Source organism: Bacillus sp. CCNWLW194, from assembly GCF_037120585.1.
GTDB classification, from domain to species: Bacteria; Bacillota; Bacilli; order Bacillales; family Bacillaceae_G; genus Bacillus_A; species Bacillus_A basilensis.
The window spans coordinates 340,075-355,741 of the sequence record NZ_JBBBBL010000003.1 but is presented as its reverse complement, the minus strand read 5'-3'; the positions used below and the strand labels follow the sequence as shown (position 1 = coordinate 355,741).

Below are 15,667 nucleotides of genomic sequence, written 5' to 3'. Positions count from 1 at the left end.
GTGCAATTTGTAAAAAAAGAGAAGTTTGTTTTAAAGGAGTTTACATTTGAAAACGGTAGGGCAATTCCTGTTCAAATGGGATATGAAACGTATGGTACTTTAAATAGAGAAAGGTCAAATGCGATTTTGGTTTGTCATTATTTTAGTGCAACTAGTCACGCGGCAGGTAAATATACAGCGCATGATGAGGAATCTGGCTGGTGGGATGGTTTAATTGGTCCGGGAAAAGCAATTGATACAAATAAATACTATGTTATATGCACTGATAATCTTTGTAATGTACAGGTGAAGAACCCATATGTGATTACGACAGGACCGAAATCGATTAATCCGAAAACTGGAGATGAATATGCAATGGATTTTCCGGTTTTTACATTTCTTGATGTAGCTCGTATGCAATACGAGTTAATAAAAGATATGGGAATCCCAAGGTTATATGCTGTAACGGGACCGTCAGCTGGTGGAATGATTGCGCAGCAATGGGCTATTCACTATCCTCATATGGTAGAGCGGATGATTGGTGTTATTACGAATCCGCAAAATCCAATTATTACGTCAGTAAATGTAGCACAAAATGCAATTGAGGCTATTCAACTGGATCCAAGTTGGAAGGGCGGAAAATATGGAGAAGAGCAGCCAATGAAGGGGCTTCATTTAGCAAATAGAATGATGTTCATGAACGCATTTGATGAGAATTTTTATGAAACGGCATTCTCGCGTAATAGTATAGAAATGGCGCCTTATCAAGAGTTTTCTGCATTAACAACATTTGAGAAAGAGATAAACAAACTGACATATAGAAGTATAGAGTTAGTAGATGCAAATTCGTGGATGTACACTGCGAAGGCAGTTTTATTACATGATATTGCGCATGGATTTTCTTCATTAGAAGAGGCTCTTTCTAATATAGAAGCAAATGTACTTATGATTCCGTGTAAACAAGATTTGCTTCAGCCGTCACGTTATAATTATAAAATGGTAGACATTTTGCAAAAACAGGGGAAATATGCGGAAGTGTATGAGATAGAAAGTATAAATGGGCATATGGCGGGAGCATTTGATATTCATTTATTTGAAAAGAAATTGCATGAGTTTTTAAATCGGAAAGTATCTAGTTTTGCGTAGAAAATAAATGATGTGAAAAAGGTGCAATGTATGTAGTAGGCACCTTTTTTTACATGATTTGTAGGCGGAAAATATATGTGGCAATTGCTATACCGAAGAATGCGATACTGAGTAATAGAAATAAGAATGACATTTCTTGTGGTGATTTTATCTTTTTATTATTTTTCATACTAAGAGCAATAATTGCAATGATTAAGAAAATGATGCCCATAATGAAAAGAAAAAGTGTCATTTTCATTGGCTCCTTTCATAAAACAAGTATATTGAGGATACAATGCAAGAGTTATGTTTGTAAAGAATAAGTTTTGCGAGAAAATTGAGAAATAAATTCTCAGTTCTTTGCGTTCTTTCTTTCGCATGCTAAAATTGATGAGGAATGATTATTTAAAGAAGAAACTAAAGGTTTTATTGTATATAAGGAGGAACGACATATGACAGAATTTAAAACAATTACTACAGAAGAAGTGCAAGAGCGTTTAGAAAATGGAGAAACGTTATTTTTAGTAGACGTGAGGGAAGATGAAGAAGTTGCGGCAGGAAAGATTCCAGAAGCTGTACATATTAAAATGGGCGATATCCCAAATAGAGTAGATTTTTTTGATAAAGAGAATGAATATATCTTTATTTGCCGTTCGGGAATGCGTAGTGAAAATGTATGTCATTATTTAAATGAGCAAGGCTTTAAAACAGTGAACATGGTGGGCGGTATGCTTCAATATGAAGGTGAAACGAAATAGTTAATAGTTAAAAACTTGAAACGAGTCTGTTTCAAGTTTTTTTCTTTTGCATACAGTGTACAAAAGGGGGATAGATAAATGGGGATTAACTTGCGGAAAGTAAAAATTATAAATAATACAGGGGCTGTTAATGTTGGTGACTGTTATGATATCTCACCTTTAGCTGTAGCAAAGGTATATGCAGGTGCTGGAGGGTCGAGTGCGGCTATTTTTTTAAATGGGAAAAGACAGTCAGAAGCAGTGATTAGAACATCAGTGTTTCTTCCGCCATTAGCAACGAGTACACGTACATTAGGTTCATAGAGGAAAGGTAGAGTGTGATTATGCCTGCTCATATAAAAGAGTTTGTTATTGTGAATAACACTGGAAATATATTTACCGGTGATAATTTGAGCGATACTTCATTTACTGCTACGAAATCGTATAGTGGTTCGATGGGGTGCACTTGGATCGACGTTGTTACAGTAATAGGGACGGAGACGAAGCTTTGTTTACAGCCGGGAGATTCTGTGACGACAACATATACAAGGGGTACTCCTGCTGGTACTGTACCAGGAACAAATATGGGGCAAAGTGTAAATACATCGGGTATAGCGCAAGCTGTTCCGAATACAGATAATATGGATTCAACTGCAGGACTCCCTTAAGAAATTAAGGGGGTTTTTATTTATTTGAAATAAAAATAGTCTTTGAGATTGTTTTTATAAATACATATTAAGAAGAGGTTTGTTTCATGTAAAAAAGATGGTGTGTAGGTGGTGGAAGTGTGAAAGAGCGCGATAAACAAAATTCATTAAACTCTAATTTCAGAATTTCACCAAATCTTATTGGACCTACTTTTCCTCCTGTTCCAACGGGATTTACTGGCATTGGGATTACTGGTCCAACCGGTCCACAAGGTCCGACTGGCCCACAAGGACCAAGAGGATTGCAAGGTACGATGGGGGAGATGGGTCCGACAGGTCCTCAAGGTGTCCAAGGGATTCAAGGACCAGTTGGACAAATGGGTGCAACTGGTCCAGAAGGACAGCAGGGGCCACAAGGATTGAGGGGACCAGAAGGAGCAACCGGAGCGACAGGCCCTCAAGGGGTGCAAGGGTTACAAGGTCCGATTGGTCCAACCGGAGCGACTGGGGCACAAGGTATACAGGGGATACAGGGATTACAGGGGCCAATTGGAGCTACTGGACCTGAGGGACCTCAAGGAATCCAAGGAGTGCAAGGAATATCAGGAGCAACTGGTTCGCAAGGAATACAAGGACCTCAAGGGATACAAGGCTCACAAGGACTGAGTGGAAATACGGGAGCAACCGGAGCGACAGGTCAGGGGATTACTGGTCCGACTGGCATAACAGGTCCAACAGGGATAACAGGTCCATCTGGAGGACCTCCTGGTCCAACGGGGCCAACTGGTGCGACAGGTCCGGGGGGCGGACCGAGTGGGAGTACAGGTGCGACGGGAGCAACAGGAAATACAGGGACAACAGGAAGTACAGGTGCAACTGGAGTAACGGGAAATACAGGTCCGACTGGAAGTACAGGAGAAACAGGAGCACAGGGACTGCAAGGAATCCAAGGGGTTCAAGGGCCAATTGGGCCAACAGGTCCAGAAGGTCCACAAGGTATTCAAGGTATTCCTGGCCCGACGGGAGTAACTGGTGAGCAAGGAATCCAAGGGGTTCAGGGGATTCAAGGGGTAACGGGAGCAACTGGAGATCAAGGTCCACAAGGTATTCAGGGGGCTATAGGACCTCAAGGTGCAACAGGAGTGACTGGAGATCAAGGTCCACAAGGAATCCAAGGAGTACGGGGTCCATCAGGAGAAACGGGACCACAAGGAGTTCAAGGAATACAAGGTCCGATGGGTGAGATAGGACCAACAGGTCCAGAAGGGCCAGAAGGACTTCAGGGTCCGCAAGGAATACAAGGAGTGCCAGGACCAGCTGGAGCAACTGGTCCAGAGGGCCAGCAAGGAATACAGGGAATACAAGGGCCGGTAGGAGCGACAGGACCAGAAGGCCAGCAAGGAATACAGGGAATACAAGGGATTCAAGGTGTAACAGGAGCAACCGGAGCACAAGGAGCAACTGGAATTCAAGGTGTTCAAGGGAATATAGGAGCAACAGGTCCAGAGGGTCCGCAAGGGGTTCAAGGAGTGCAAGGTGACATAGGTCCAACAGGTCCAATGGGAGCACAGGGAGTTCAAGGTATTCAAGGGATACAAGGACCGACGGGTGCGCAAGGAGTCCAGGGTCCGCAGGGAATTCAAGGAGTCCAAGGTCCAACAGGAGTAACTGGAGATACCGGTATAACAGGGGCGACAGGGGAAGGAACTACAGGCCCAACAGGAGTAACAGGTCCAACAGGGATAACTGGTCCTTCTGGAGGACCCGCCGGACCGACTGGCCCAACAGGTCCATCAGGTCCGACGGGAGTGACAGGTCCATCAGGTGGACCACCTGGCCCGACAGGAGCAACCGGTTCGACAGGAGTAACAGGAGATACCGGAGCGACGGGCTCAACTGGAGTGACAGGAGCGACAGGAGAAACGGGAGCAACCGGAGTTACGGGGTTGCAAGGCCCACAAGGAATTCAAGGAGTGCAAGGTGACATAGGTCCAACCGGCCCACAAGGAGTTCAAGGTCCGCAAGGAATCCAAGGAGTAACGGGGGCAACAGGAGAACAAGGTCCGCAAGGGATTCAAGGTCCACAAGGAATCCAAGGTCCAACCGGTCCCCAAGGAATCCAAGGGGAACAAGGTCCCCAAGGGATTCAAGGAGCAACCGGAGCAACCGGAGCACAAGGTCCACAGGGGATTCAAGGGATACAAGGTATACAGGGTCCGACCGGTCCACAAGGCCCAACAGGAATTCAAGGCGTTCAAGGCGAAATAGGTCCAACTGGTTCCCAAGGAGTGCAAGGGTTACAAGGTCCCCAAGGTCCAACAGGGGATACAGGAGCAACCGGAGTACAAGGTCCCCAAGGAGTGCAAGGAATCCAAGGTCCAACGGGAGCGACTGGAGCGACAGGTCCCCAAGGAATTCAAGGTCCGCAGGGCATACAGGGTGCACAAGGTTTAACCGGAGCAACGGGAGCAACGGGTGCACAAGGCACAACAGGGGACACGGGTCCAACCGGCCCAATTGGATCTGGAGCAACCGGAGCGACTGGAGCAACGGGTGTAACCGGAGTTAGTACAACTGCAACATATGCATTTGCGAATAATACTTCAGGAAGTGCTATTTCTGTTCTGTTAGGTGGTACGAATGTACCGTTGCCGAACAATCAAAATATTGGTCCAGGAATCACTGTGAATGGTACGAATACTGTATTCACAGTTGCGAATGCAGGAAATTACTATATAGCTTATACAATAAATTTAACAGCCTCTTTACTCGTAAGTTCACGTATAACTGTAAATGGTAGTCCGCTTGCTGGAACGATAAACGCTCCGACTTTGGCTACTGGTTCATTTAGTGCAACAATAATTACTAGCTTGCCTGCTGGAGCTGCCATTAGTCTGCAATTGTTTGGATTAATTGCAATAGCTACATTATCTACGGCAACGCCAGGAGCTACTCTAACGATTATTAGATTAAGTTAATAAGAAGAAAACCTTGGGGCTTTTATGCTTCAAGGTTTTTTATCTCATTATTTGTATGTAGTCTCATTGATTAGGAAAGTTTCACTTTATTCACTTGAGCAAAAACATCGCAGTTCGAAAATATATTATAATAGAATGAAAAGAGAGAAATTTGGCAGAAAGGGAGGGTGGCGATGCAGGAGATGGTTACAGATTTTTTTGGACGCTCACTTCAAGATTTGCGCATATCTGTCATTGATCGTTGCAATTTTAGATGTACATATTGTATGCCAGCGGAAGTTTTTGGGCCAGATTATGCTTTTTTGAAAGATGAGTTTTTACTGACGTTTGATGAAATTGAACGTTTAGCAAAACTATTTGTTAGTATCGGTGTACGAAAAATTAGACTTACTGGTGGCGAGCCACTACTTCGTAAAGATTTAACAAAGCTTATTGCGCGTCTCGTGAAAATTGATGGATTAGTAGATATAGGGTTAACGACAAATGCGATTCATTTAACGAAACAAGCAAAAGCATTAAAAGAAGCTGGATTACATAGAGTAAATGTTAGTTTGGATGCAATAGATGACGATATATTTAAGGATATTAATGGCCGGAATATCAATACGAAACCTGTTATAAAGGGAATAATGGCTGCAAAAGAGGCCGGTCTTGATGTAAAGGTAAACATGGTTGTGAAAAAAGGGATGAACGATCATCAAGTGCTTCCAATGGCTGCATATTTTAAAGAGCAAGGAATCACGCTTAGGTTTATTGAGTTCATGGATGTTGGTAGTACAAATGGATGGAATTTTGATCAAGTCGTTACGAAGCGAGAGTTAATTGAGATGATTCATAGCGTGTATCCGCTTGAGCCAGCTGAAGCACATTATTTCGGTGAAGTTGCGAAGCGATATCGTTACGTTGGAACAAACGTCGAAGTCGGTTTTATTACTTCTGTTTCTGAGTCATTTTGTTCCTCTTGTACGAGAGCGAGAATTTCGGCAGATGGAAAGTTTTATACTTGCTTATTTGCGACAGAAGGACTCGATATAAGGGAACTTCTTAGAGGGAATCTTTCGGATGATGAGTTAATAAGCGTTATACAAGATGTATGGATGAATAGAAAAGATAGGTATTCGGATGAACGGACAGAAGAAAGTGCGAAGAATCGTCCGAAAATTGAAATGTCTTATATAGGAGGATAAGAAAGGGGGATATCGTATGCAGGAGCGATATTCAAGACAAATATTATTTTCTGGTGTTGGAGAAGAAGGACAGAGAAAAATTAGAGAGAAGCATGTGCTTATTATTGGTGCTGGTGCTCTCGGTGCAGCGAATGCAGAAGCGATTGTTAGAGCAGGGGTTGGAAAAATAACAATTGCGGATCGTGATTATGTAGAATGGAGCAATTTACAAAGACAACAATTATATACAGAAGAAGACGCAAAGCAGTATAAACCGAAGGCGGTAGCAGCGGCAGAACATTTAAAAGCAATTAATTCTGAGGTGGAAATAAATCCGGTTGTAACGGATGTAACGGTGCAAGAAATGGAAGAGTTAGTGAATGATGTAGATTTAATATTAGATGCGACAGATAATTTTGAAACGCGTCTTCTTATTAATGATATTTCACAAAAGTATAATATTCCGTGGATATATGGTGGTTGTGTCGGAAGTTACGGAGTAACGTATACAATTTTACCAGGAAAAACACCGTGTTTTCGCTGTTTAATGGAGCATCCGGCGAGTGGGGCAACATGTGATACGGCTGGTATTATACAGCCGGCAGTGCAATTAGTAGTTGCGCACCAAATAACGGAAGCGCTGAAAATATTAGTAGAAGACTTCGGGGCACTTCGTGAAACCATGCTATCGTTTGATCTTTGGAATAATCAACAGATGGCATTTAAAGTGAATAGGCAGAAAAAAGAAACGTGTTTATCTTGCGGAAGATTACGTACATATCCGAGTTTAACATTTGAAGCACAAACGAAAACAGAAGTGTTATGTGGCCGAAATACAGTACAAATCCGTCCAGGTGTACGGAATGAATTTAATTTAGAAGAAATTAAAAAGCGCTTACAAAGAAGTGTGGATGTAAAAGCTACTCCGTATTTATTATCATTTCCGGTAGAGGAATTTCGTTTTGTTTTATTTACAGATGGCAGGGCGTTTATTCATGGGACGAATGATATAAATGTAGCAAAACGTTTATATGCAAGATATATAGGTTGAACCTAAAGGGAAACCCTTTAGATTCAACAGAGAGAAGATTAAGGCTTTCTCGTATAATCTCCACTTTTTCCACCTGTTTTTTCAAGTAAGTACGTTTCGCCAATAATCATACCTTTATCAACAGCTTTACACATATCGTACACGGTAAGAGCGGTAGCGGAAGCAGCTGTTAAAGCTTCCATTTCAACACCGGTGCTACCTTCTGTTTTAACTTTTACTTCAATAAGTAATCGATATTGTTCTTCAGATTGTTTCCAATCGAAAGAAACGTCAACCCCTTTTAATAATAAAGGATGGCACATTGGAATAATATCAGAAGTGCGTTTCGCAGCCATAATACCTGCGATTTGTGCAACTGCTAATACATCACCTTTCCCAATTTCATTGTGAGAGATTTTATCGTAAATTTCTTTTGTAACGATAATGCTAGAGCATGCGATTGCTGTTCGAACGGTTGTTTTTTTGTCGCTTATATCAACCATCTTCGCGCGTCCTTGGTCATTAAAGTGTGTAAATGAAGACATGGAATTCCTCCTTGAAGTAATTTCTATTTAATATATAAAGTTTAATCGAGATAAAAAAAATTGCAAATATGAGGTGAGAAACGATGGTAGAAAAACGAATTCCAATTCAAGTTGCTGAGGCAGTAGAGAGGGTAATGGAATATGCGAAGAATGGTGAAGTAGAAGAGGTTTCTATTACGGAAAGTTACGGGAGGATTCTTGGGGAGGATGTTGTCTCTGATCATGATGTCCCTCATTTTAATCGTTCTCCTTACGATGGTTTTGCAATTCGAGCAGAAGATACGAAAGAAGCAAAGCAAGAAAATCCAGTTGAATTTGAAGTAATAGGAGAAATCGGAGCGGGATCTGTTTTTTTAGATGAAGTAGGGCCTTTTAAAGCGGTTCGTATTATGACTGGGGCAGCTATTCCAGCGGATTGTAATGCAGTCGTAATGCTAGAACTAACGGAAGGTTTTGAGCAGAACGGAAAAACATATATGAAGTTAAAGCGTCCTTTTAATAGTGGTGACAATGTGTCATTTAAAGGAGAAGATATAAAACAAAATCAAGTTCTTGTTAAGAAAGGTGCTGTAATCAATCCAGGTGTTGCCGCCTTATTAGCGACGTTTGGATATAGTACTGTGAAGGTTGTAAAACAGCCTGTTGTTGGGATTGTCACGACAGGAAGTGAATTACTAGAAGTACATGAGTCGTTACAGCCGGGGAAAATTAGGAATAGTAACTCTTATATGATTGCAGCTCAAATTAGGAAAGCTGGAGGGAAAGTTCGTTATTATGGCCAACTTGCCGACGAGTTAGAGGCGTGTTTTACAGCTGTTCAATCGGCGATGAATGAGGTTGATATTTTAATTACGACAGGCGGGGTGTCGGTAGGAGACTATGACTACTTGCCAGCTATTTATGAAAGATTACAGGCGAATGTACTTTTTAATAAAATAGCAATGAGACCAGGAAGTGTTACGACAGTAGCTGAAGTTGATGGAAAGTTACTTTTCGGTTTATCAGGAAATCCATCAGCTTGCTACGTAGGCTTTGAGCTATTTGTACATCCGGTTATAAAAACATATTTGTATGAGAAGGAGCCTCACGTATATAGAGCTGATGCTATTTTACAAAAAGATTTTCCAAAGCCAAATCCGTTTACTCGTTTTGTAAGAGCAAAGGTGGCAATCGTGGACGGGGTATTACAAGCGATGCCGGTCGGTTTAGATAAATCGAGTGCTGTATCTTCACTTGCGGATGCAAATGCTTTTATTGTGTTGCCTGGAGGAACGAGAGGATTTGAGGCAGGGATGAAAGTGTCTGTATTATTGCTAGAGCACGCTGAGGGAAGTGATTGGCCATGGGCAAAGCCCCTTCAATCTTACAAATAGTAGGGTATCAAAATAGCGGGAAAACAACACTTGTAGAGAAAATTGTGCATGGATTAGCTGAACGGAAAATGAAAGTTGCTACAATTAAACATCACGGGCATGGAGGGTTTCCAGAAGTAGCGCAAAAAGATAGTGAAAGGCATCGAAAGGCCGGTGCTGTCGTAAGTAGTGTAGAAGGCGCTGGATTACTTTCACTGTCGTCATTAAGAGAGGAATGGTCCTTGCAAGAAATTATTCGCTTATACGAGTTTTTTGAAGTGGATACAATTTTAATTGAGGGCTATAAAAAAGAGAGCTATTCGAAAGTGGTGTTACTTCGTTCTGAAGAAGACGTTGAACTTTTACATAAAGTAGAAAATATAGTAGCGGTTATTACGTGGCATGATGCTCCGGCAAACTTACGAGAAGAATATAAAGTATTTCATATAACAGAAGAAGAGTTGTATATAGACTGGTTTTTACAAACGGTAAGGAGTTCGAAATGACACATACGTATTATGAAGTAATTGATACAGAAATTTCAATTGAAGAGGTAGCGAATAAGGTTATTCGCCGCGAATGTGGTGCTGTTACAACATTTATTGGAACGGTTAGAGAGTTTACGAAAGGGCGTCGTACATTATACTTAGAATATGTCGCTTATAAAACGATGGCAGAAAAGATGCTAGAGAAAATTGGCTCAGAAGTGAAAGAAAAATGGCCCGGTACATACGTTGCAATTACACATCGCATCGGTACACTGCAAATTTCTGATATCGCGGTTGTTGTTGTTGTTTCAACACCGCATCGTAAAGCGGCCTATGAAGCGAATGAATATATTATGGAACGTATAAAACAAATTGTTCCAATTTGGAAAAAGGAATTTTGGGAAGATGGTGACTCTTGGATTGGTGATCAATTAGAAAAAACGCCATATCCGGCGGGAGAGCCTGGGAAGGAGCTATAAGTATGATTCGAGTATTGTTATTTGCGAACTTGCAAGAGGAAGCAGGAAGAAGTGAATTACAAATAGAGAAAGAAAATATTACGGTTGCAGAGTTAAAAGATATTGTTGCGAAAGAATATAATGTACCAGTAACAGCGCCAATTATGGTTGCGATTAATGAAGAATATGCAAATGAAGATGATAAGATCCAATCTGGTGATGTTGTTGCACTAATCCCACCAGTGAGCGGTGGTTAATATTGGATTCATTAAAACGACTTTCCTGAATGGGGAAAGTCGTTTTTTTATGGCAGTTTTGAGAACACTAATGTATAGAACAAGGAGGGCGTTATGAAAAAACTATGTGTAATGCTAACAATGATATGTTCTATCTTTTCCTTTTTGCCAAGCTATTCTTTGGCAAAAGAATCGGATGAACAACTTTTAGAAAGTGCGCTATTAAATAGATATTACTCTGTGATAAGGCAAGCGACAGAAGATCAATATGAATGTGATTCCGTTATAAATATAAAGCGTCTCGGTAAGAAAGATGAGTTCGTTCCTAGATTTGAAGTGACCTTACAATTTCTCACATTTCAAGGTGCACATAACCCGCCTAATGACAAAGTTACACTTACCTTGGAAGACAATTTAGATCACATAAAGATAAAGAAAGTTGAGCGACAAAAAAATGTGTCTAGTGCGATCGCAGAAAAGGTTTGTGCACGGGCGAAGGCAAAAATGAAAGCACATTCTAATGGTGTAGAACGGTAACTGAAGACATTTCGTAAAGAAAGGTAATGAGCGATGGACATACTTTTAGCGATTTTACCAGCTATATTTTGGGGAAGTATTGTGCTATTTAACGTGAAACTGGGCGGGGGACCGTATAGTCAAACGCTTGGTACAACACTTGGCGCACTTATTTTCTCGATTGTTGTTTATATTTTTATGAAGCCAGTATTAACTCCTACTGTTATTGGAGTTGGGATTGTGTCAGGTTTATTTTGGGCACTTGGTCAGGCGAATCAATTAAAAAGTATTGATTTAATGGGCGTTTCGAGGACCATGCCTATTTCAACAGGACTTCAATTAGTTGCGACGACTTTATTTGGAGTTATCGTATTTCATGAGTGGTCTACGACAATATCAGTTGTCCTTGGTGTTTTGGCTCTCGTTTGTATTATTATCGGTGTTATTTTAACATCACTTCAAAGTGAAGAAGAAAAGAGCGCAGAGCAAGCGGGGAATTTTAAAAAGGGCATTATCATTTTATTGATTTCAACAGTTGGTTACTTAGTTTATGTAGTAGTGATTAGACTATTTCATGTAGATGGTTGGTCAGCTTTATTGCCACAAGCAGTTGGTATGGTGTTAGGAGGGATTTTGCTTACTTTTAAACATCATCCATTTAATAAATATGCGCTACGAAATATTATTCCGGGATTAATTTGGGCAGCTGGAAATATGTTTTTATTTATTTCTCAGCCGCGTGTCGGAGTGGCAACAAGTTTTTCTCTATCACAAATGGGAATTATTATTTCAACGCTTGGTGGGATTCTTATATTAGGTGAAAGAAAAACGAAACGTCAATTAACGGGGATTGTTGTCGGTATCGTTTTTATTATTGCAGCCGGAATTATGTTAGGTATTGCAAAAAGTTAAAGGAGGTATTGGAATGTATAGTGATTTAGCAGGGAAGGTTGTCGTTATTACAGGATCAGCAACTGGTCTTGGGAGAGCGATGGGAGTAAGGTTTGCTGAGGAGAAGGCGAAAGTAGTGATTAACTATCGCTCACGAGAGTCAGAAGCGCATGATGTACTAGAAGAAATTAAAAAAGTAGGCGGAGAAGCGATTGCTGTAAAAGGTGATGTCACGAGTGAATCGGATGTTGCGAATCTCATTCAATCTGCTGTAAAAGAGTTTGGTACGCTCGACGTTATGATTAATAATGCAGGGATAGAAAACGCGGTACCATCGCATGAAATGCCGCTTGAAGATTGGAATAAAGTAATCAATACGAATTTAACAGGAGCTTTTTTAGGAAGTCGTGAAGCGATTAAATATTTTGTGGAACACGATATTAAAGGATCTGTCATTAATATGTCTAGTGTTCATGAGAAAATTCCATGGCCATTATTTGTGCACTATGCAGCGAGTAAGGGCGGTATTAAACTGATGACAGAAACGTTAGCGTTAGAATATGCACCGAAAGGTATTCGAGTAAATAATATTGGTCCAGGTGCAATAAATACACCAATTAATGCCGAAAAGTTTGCTGATCCTAAAAAGCGTGCTGACGTAGAAAGTATGATACCAATGGGTTACATTGGAAAACCAGAAGAAATTGCAGCAGTAGCAACTTGGCTCGCTTCATCAGAGGCGAGTTACGTGACTGGAATTACGTTATTTGCAGATGGTGGAATGACTTTATATCCATCGTTCCAAGCTGGGCGTGGATAATATGAAAAGGACAGAGAGTTTGATCTCTTTGTCCTTTTTTTTGCAAAAAAAAATAGCGATTAGCTATTTTAAATTTAATGATTAATTGTTTCTTGAAGAAATTCTGTCGCTTGATGTTCAGAAACGTTTTGTACGAGCGCAACTTCGCTAATCATCATTTTACGTGCATTATCTAGCATTTGTTTTTCGCTCGCATTTAAAGCTCTTTCTTTATTACGGCGAAGTAAGTCTCGAACAACTTCTGCACTATCTTGCAGATTGCCGTTTTTCATTTTTTCCATATTCATTGTATATCTTTGTTTCCAGGAAAGTGATGTATCTGACTCCCCGTTTTGAAATTCAAGAAGTATATCATCTAACGTACATTTATCTACGATAAAACGAATACCTGATTTTTGTAATTGATCCATAGGAAGCATTACTTGCATATCTTTACTAATGATACGTATCACACAATATTGACGGGTAGTCCCTAATATTTCTTTCTCTTCAATGGCTTCGATGACTCCTGCGCCGTTCATTGGATAAACGATTTTATCACCAATTTGAAACAAATCATCCACCTCCATATGTGGTAACCATCTTTAATGATAGCACAAGTGAATAAAAATGTCAAATTTTATATAATACCATAATGTTAATGTTATAGTCAATAAGTAAAAGGTCTTTTTTATTTATATTTTTTGTCCTGACTTATTGATGATTTTTTAGAAAAATAGTGCAGGTGAAGAAAGAAGGCATATCCACTTATTTTTAAGCATAAAATGTAAAATCGCTAATACAATATACCTAAATCCGTTCTTTGCAAAGGAGGGAGAGAAGGTGGGGCGCACAATAAAAATTGATATTACAAATAAAGTGGTAGCTAAATTTAGATCAGATTATTTGGAATTATATACCAGTAAATTTATGATAGGTAAGTTTTATGTCTATACTGAAGGTAAACAATATGTGTTAGAAGACGGATATATATATGAAAACGGAAAATTTTATCGCATCATAGATACGCACCGTGGCAATAATCAAGCGGCGGAGGGCTGCGATCTAGGATGGTGTTAACATGATTCGTGTAAAAGTGTTTGATGAAAGTCACGAAAAAGACTTAGAAGACGCTGTAAATGTTTTTTTGAAAAAGATTGATGATAGTAACTTTGTAGATATTAAGTACCAAGTCGGTGTTTCCATTAACGATGACGAAAATCAAATTTATTGTTTTTCAGCAATGATCGTTTATAAAGCATAAAAAAGAGCTGGGTGAGCCAGCTCTTTTTTATGTTTTATGTTGGGACAACATGTGTCGGTAATACGCTCATAATAGATTGGGTTGTGCCTAATTTCTTTGTCGTTAAAAGCGGCTCCCCTGTTTCATGATTTTGGGCATCTTTACACATACCAAGGTGATAACGATCACCTAAAAATGGATCAATATAAAAACCATTTTTGAATACTTTATCATTCGGATGTTTTTCATGGTGAATGTCAGAGCAGTTAATGCAATAGAACATAGCTTTCATCCCCTTTTTATTTTTGTTTGAAAAAAGTGAGTCGGTAGTCATTTCGCTCCTAAGGAAATGTTGAGGAGAAGAGAAATAACTACCTACTCAAACGGTGGGCATATTCCTTCTGATTTTTCATATCTCGCGTATTGTCCCTGAGGGAAGGAGGAGAGACGAAATACGCATGATATACGTAAGGCACTTCTTTCAAGATGAATGATGGAGTTTCATGTTGAGAGAATTTTTTATTTTTTGTTGCCTTTGTGAGTATATTATGAAGAAATGCTCAGAGGGTGTTTGTCCTGTTGAAAAAATGTTGAGAATTTCTCAACAGTAAAAAAGAATCAGCATTGACATGAAACCAAAAGGTGTTATATCATCTAAATACAACCAAAAGGTGTTATATTTGAGTGCCGAATAAAGGAGAATGAAAATGGAACAACAACATACATTAAATGATATTAAACAAACGATCGTTTTTAACGCGTCTATTCAAAAAGTATGGAATGTAGTATCAACTGCAGAAGGGATTTCATCATGGTTTATGCCAAATGATTTTAAATTAGAGGTAGGACATGAATTTCATGTGCAATCACCGTTCGGACCATCACCATGTAAAGTGTTAGAAATTGATGAGCCAAACCACCTATCTTTCTCATGGGATACAGATGGCTGGGTCGTTTCATTTAATCTGAAAGACTTAGGAGATAACAAAACAGAATTTACGTTAATTCACGGCGGCTGGAAACATCCTGATGAAATTCTTCCGAAAGCGAATGCGAAGAGCTCTATTATTCGCGATAGAATGAGCGGCGGCTGGGTAGCGATTGTAAATGAAAAACTGAAAAAGGTTGTCGAAGGCTAAATGTCATCATCAGCAGCGAAATATGATGTATTTCAAGCGATTGCTGATCCAACCCGCCGAGAAGTAATACGGTTATTAAGTGACAAAGAGTTACCGATTTCCAAAATAACGGATCATTTTCCGATGAGTCGTACTGCAGTTGTAAAGCACCTTCATATTCTTTCAGAAGCGAATTTAGTAAGCGGAAGAAAAAGCGGAAGAGAGAAGATATATCGTTTGCATCCAGAACCATTAGAGGAATTACAACAGTGGCTCTCATATTATGAACGTTTTTGGGATAATAAATTGTCTATGCTGAAACATATTGTGGAGAATGAAGAATAAAAGAGGATGACCAA

General features: G+C 39.9%; 22 protein-coding genes. 18 read left to right on the top strand and 4 right to left on the bottom strand.

The annotated features are described in order from the left end of the window. Nucleotides 1–1,125 carry an alpha/beta fold hydrolase gene (locus V7S50_RS08365; protein ID WP_242252421.1) on the top strand — a complete coding sequence of 375 codons (1,125 nt, stop codon included), beginning with the start codon at nt 1–3 and terminating at the stop codon, nt 1,123–1,125. Between the two features lie 49 nt (nt 1,126–1,174). On the opposite strand, the gene V7S50_RS08360 is transcribed toward V7S50_RS08365, so the two are convergent. Continuing rightward, nucleotides 1,175–1,357, bottom strand: coding sequence for a hypothetical protein (locus V7S50_RS08360; RefSeq protein ID WP_063222421.1), 183 nt, complete (start codon nt 1,355–1,357; stop codon nt 1,175–1,177). A gap of 199 nt (nt 1,358–1,556) precedes the next feature. Between V7S50_RS08360 and V7S50_RS08355 the strand changes: the two genes are divergently transcribed. The 6 genes from V7S50_RS08355 to V7S50_RS08330 all read left to right on the top strand — a co-directional run bounded on the left by V7S50_RS08355 (nt 1,557) and on the right by V7S50_RS08330 (nt 7,683). Further along, nucleotides 1,557–1,862 carry a rhodanese-like domain-containing protein gene (locus tag V7S50_RS08355; protein ID WP_242252422.1) on the top strand — a complete coding sequence of 102 codons (306 nt, stop codon included), beginning with the start codon at nt 1,557–1,559 and terminating at the stop codon, nt 1,860–1,862. Between the two features lie 78 nt (nt 1,863–1,940). Continuing rightward, nucleotides 1,941–2,165 (top strand): spore germination protein, encoded by a 225-nt coding sequence (locus V7S50_RS08350; protein WP_000512464.1) that lies wholly within the window; start codon nt 1,941–1,943, stop codon nt 2,163–2,165. Between the two features lie 20 nt (nt 2,166–2,185). Continuing rightward, nucleotides 2,186–2,509, top strand: coding sequence for a hypothetical protein (locus V7S50_RS08345; protein ID WP_063222423.1), 324 nt, complete (start codon nt 2,186–2,188; stop codon nt 2,507–2,509). 119 nt (nt 2,510–2,628) lie between these two features. Continuing rightward, nucleotides 2,629–5,466, top strand: coding sequence for a BclA-related collagen-like exosporium protein (locus V7S50_RS08340; protein ID WP_336375985.1), 2,838 nt, complete (start codon nt 2,629–2,631; stop codon nt 5,464–5,466). A 173-nt stretch (nt 5,467–5,639) separates the two neighbouring features. Further along, nucleotides 5,640–6,653 carry a GTP 3',8-cyclase MoaA gene (gene moaA / locus V7S50_RS08335; protein ID WP_242252427.1) on the top strand — a complete coding sequence of 338 codons (1,014 nt, stop codon included), beginning with the start codon at nt 5,640–5,642 and terminating at the stop codon, nt 6,651–6,653. 16 nt (nt 6,654–6,669) lie between these two features. Then, entirely contained in the window at nt 6,670–7,683 is a 1,014-nt protein-coding gene (locus V7S50_RS08330; RefSeq protein ID WP_199677844.1) for a molybdopterin-synthase adenylyltransferase MoeB, read from the top strand. A 38-nt stretch (nt 7,684–7,721) separates the two neighbouring features. On the opposite strand, the gene moaC is transcribed toward V7S50_RS08330, so the two are convergent. Then, nucleotides 7,722–8,207, bottom strand: coding sequence for a cyclic pyranopterin monophosphate synthase MoaC (gene moaC, locus V7S50_RS08325; protein ID WP_063222427.1), 486 nt, complete (start codon nt 8,205–8,207; stop codon nt 7,722–7,724). Between the two features lie 83 nt (nt 8,208–8,290). Here moaC and moeA point away from each other — a divergent pair, with 83 nt between their 5' ends. The 7 genes from moeA (at nt 8,291) to V7S50_RS08290 (ending at nt 12,968) form a co-directional block, all read left to right on the top strand. Further along, entirely contained in the window at nt 8,291–9,580 is a 1,290-nt protein-coding gene (gene moeA, locus V7S50_RS08320) for a molybdopterin molybdotransferase MoeA (RefSeq protein ID WP_242252429.1), read from the top strand. Then, nucleotides 9,550–10,065 carry a molybdopterin-guanine dinucleotide biosynthesis protein B gene (gene mobB / locus V7S50_RS08315; protein ID WP_242252430.1) on the top strand — a complete coding sequence of 172 codons (516 nt, stop codon included), beginning with the start codon at nt 9,550–9,552 and terminating at the stop codon, nt 10,063–10,065. Before moeA ends, mobB begins: the two co-directional genes overlap by 31 nt. Beyond that, the gene (moaE, locus tag V7S50_RS08310) at nt 10,062–10,526 is read left to right on the top strand and encodes a molybdopterin synthase catalytic subunit MoaE (protein WP_242252431.1); all 465 of its coding nucleotides are present in this window, start codon (nt 10,062–10,064) and stop codon (nt 10,524–10,526) included. The genes mobB and moaE overlap by 4 nt, the downstream gene beginning before the upstream one ends. Nucleotides 10,527–10,528: 2 nt before the next feature. Further along, nucleotides 10,529–10,762 carry a molybdopterin converting factor subunit 1 gene (gene moaD, locus V7S50_RS08305; RefSeq protein ID WP_063222431.1) on the top strand — a complete coding sequence of 78 codons (234 nt, stop codon included), beginning with the start codon at nt 10,529–10,531 and terminating at the stop codon, nt 10,760–10,762. Between the two features lie 93 nt (nt 10,763–10,855). After that, on the top strand, nt 10,856–11,278 hold the full coding sequence (locus tag V7S50_RS08300) for a DUF3888 domain-containing protein (RefSeq protein WP_242252432.1): 423 nt from the start codon (nt 10,856–10,858) through the stop codon (nt 11,276–11,278). A 33-nt stretch (nt 11,279–11,311) separates the two neighbouring features. Next, nucleotides 11,312–12,169, top strand: a complete 858-nt coding sequence (glcU, locus tag V7S50_RS08295; protein ID WP_242252434.1) for a glucose uptake protein GlcU — start codon at nt 11,312–11,314, stop codon at nt 12,167–12,169. Between the two features lie 13 nt (nt 12,170–12,182). Next, nucleotides 12,183–12,968, top strand: a complete 786-nt coding sequence (locus V7S50_RS08290; RefSeq protein ID WP_063222434.1) for a glucose 1-dehydrogenase — start codon at nt 12,183–12,185, stop codon at nt 12,966–12,968. A 74-nt stretch (nt 12,969–13,042) separates the two neighbouring features. On the opposite strand, the gene V7S50_RS08285 is transcribed toward V7S50_RS08290, so the two are convergent. After that, complete coding sequence (locus tag V7S50_RS08285) at nt 13,043–13,537, bottom strand: CarD family transcriptional regulator (RefSeq protein ID WP_080468432.1); 495 nt, start codon at nt 13,535–13,537, stop codon at nt 13,043–13,045. Nucleotides 13,538–13,790: 253 nt separating this feature from the next. Between V7S50_RS08285 and V7S50_RS08280 the strand changes: the two genes are divergently transcribed. Both V7S50_RS08280 and V7S50_RS08275 read left to right on the top strand, forming a co-directional pair. Then, nucleotides 13,791–14,027 (top strand): DUF2553 family protein, encoded by a 237-nt coding sequence (locus V7S50_RS08280; RefSeq protein WP_098760220.1) that lies wholly within the window; start codon nt 13,791–13,793, stop codon nt 14,025–14,027. 1 nt (nt 14,028) lies between these two features. Further along, a complete protein-coding gene (locus V7S50_RS08275) occupies nt 14,029–14,211 on the top strand; it encodes a sporulation protein Cse60 (protein WP_000621751.1) in 183 nt (60 codons plus the stop codon). A 34-nt stretch (nt 14,212–14,245) separates the two neighbouring features. Here V7S50_RS08275 and V7S50_RS08270 read toward each other — a convergent pair whose 3' ends face one another. Beyond that, entirely contained in the window at nt 14,246–14,473 is a 228-nt protein-coding gene (locus V7S50_RS08270) for a DUF3973 domain-containing protein (RefSeq protein WP_063222437.1), read from the bottom strand. 424 nt (nt 14,474–14,897) lie between these two features. On the opposite strand from V7S50_RS08270, the gene V7S50_RS08265 reads away from it, so the two are divergent. Together V7S50_RS08265 and V7S50_RS08260 are read left to right on the top strand one after the other, a co-directional pair. Continuing rightward, a complete protein-coding gene (locus V7S50_RS08265) occupies nt 14,898–15,329 on the top strand; it encodes an SRPBCC family protein (RefSeq protein ID WP_242252435.1) in 432 nt (143 codons plus the stop codon). After that, nucleotides 15,330–15,653, top strand: a complete 324-nt coding sequence (locus tag V7S50_RS08260; protein WP_000098837.1) for an ArsR/SmtB family transcription factor — start codon at nt 15,330–15,332, stop codon at nt 15,651–15,653. Nucleotides 15,654–15,667: the final 14 nt, after the last annotated feature.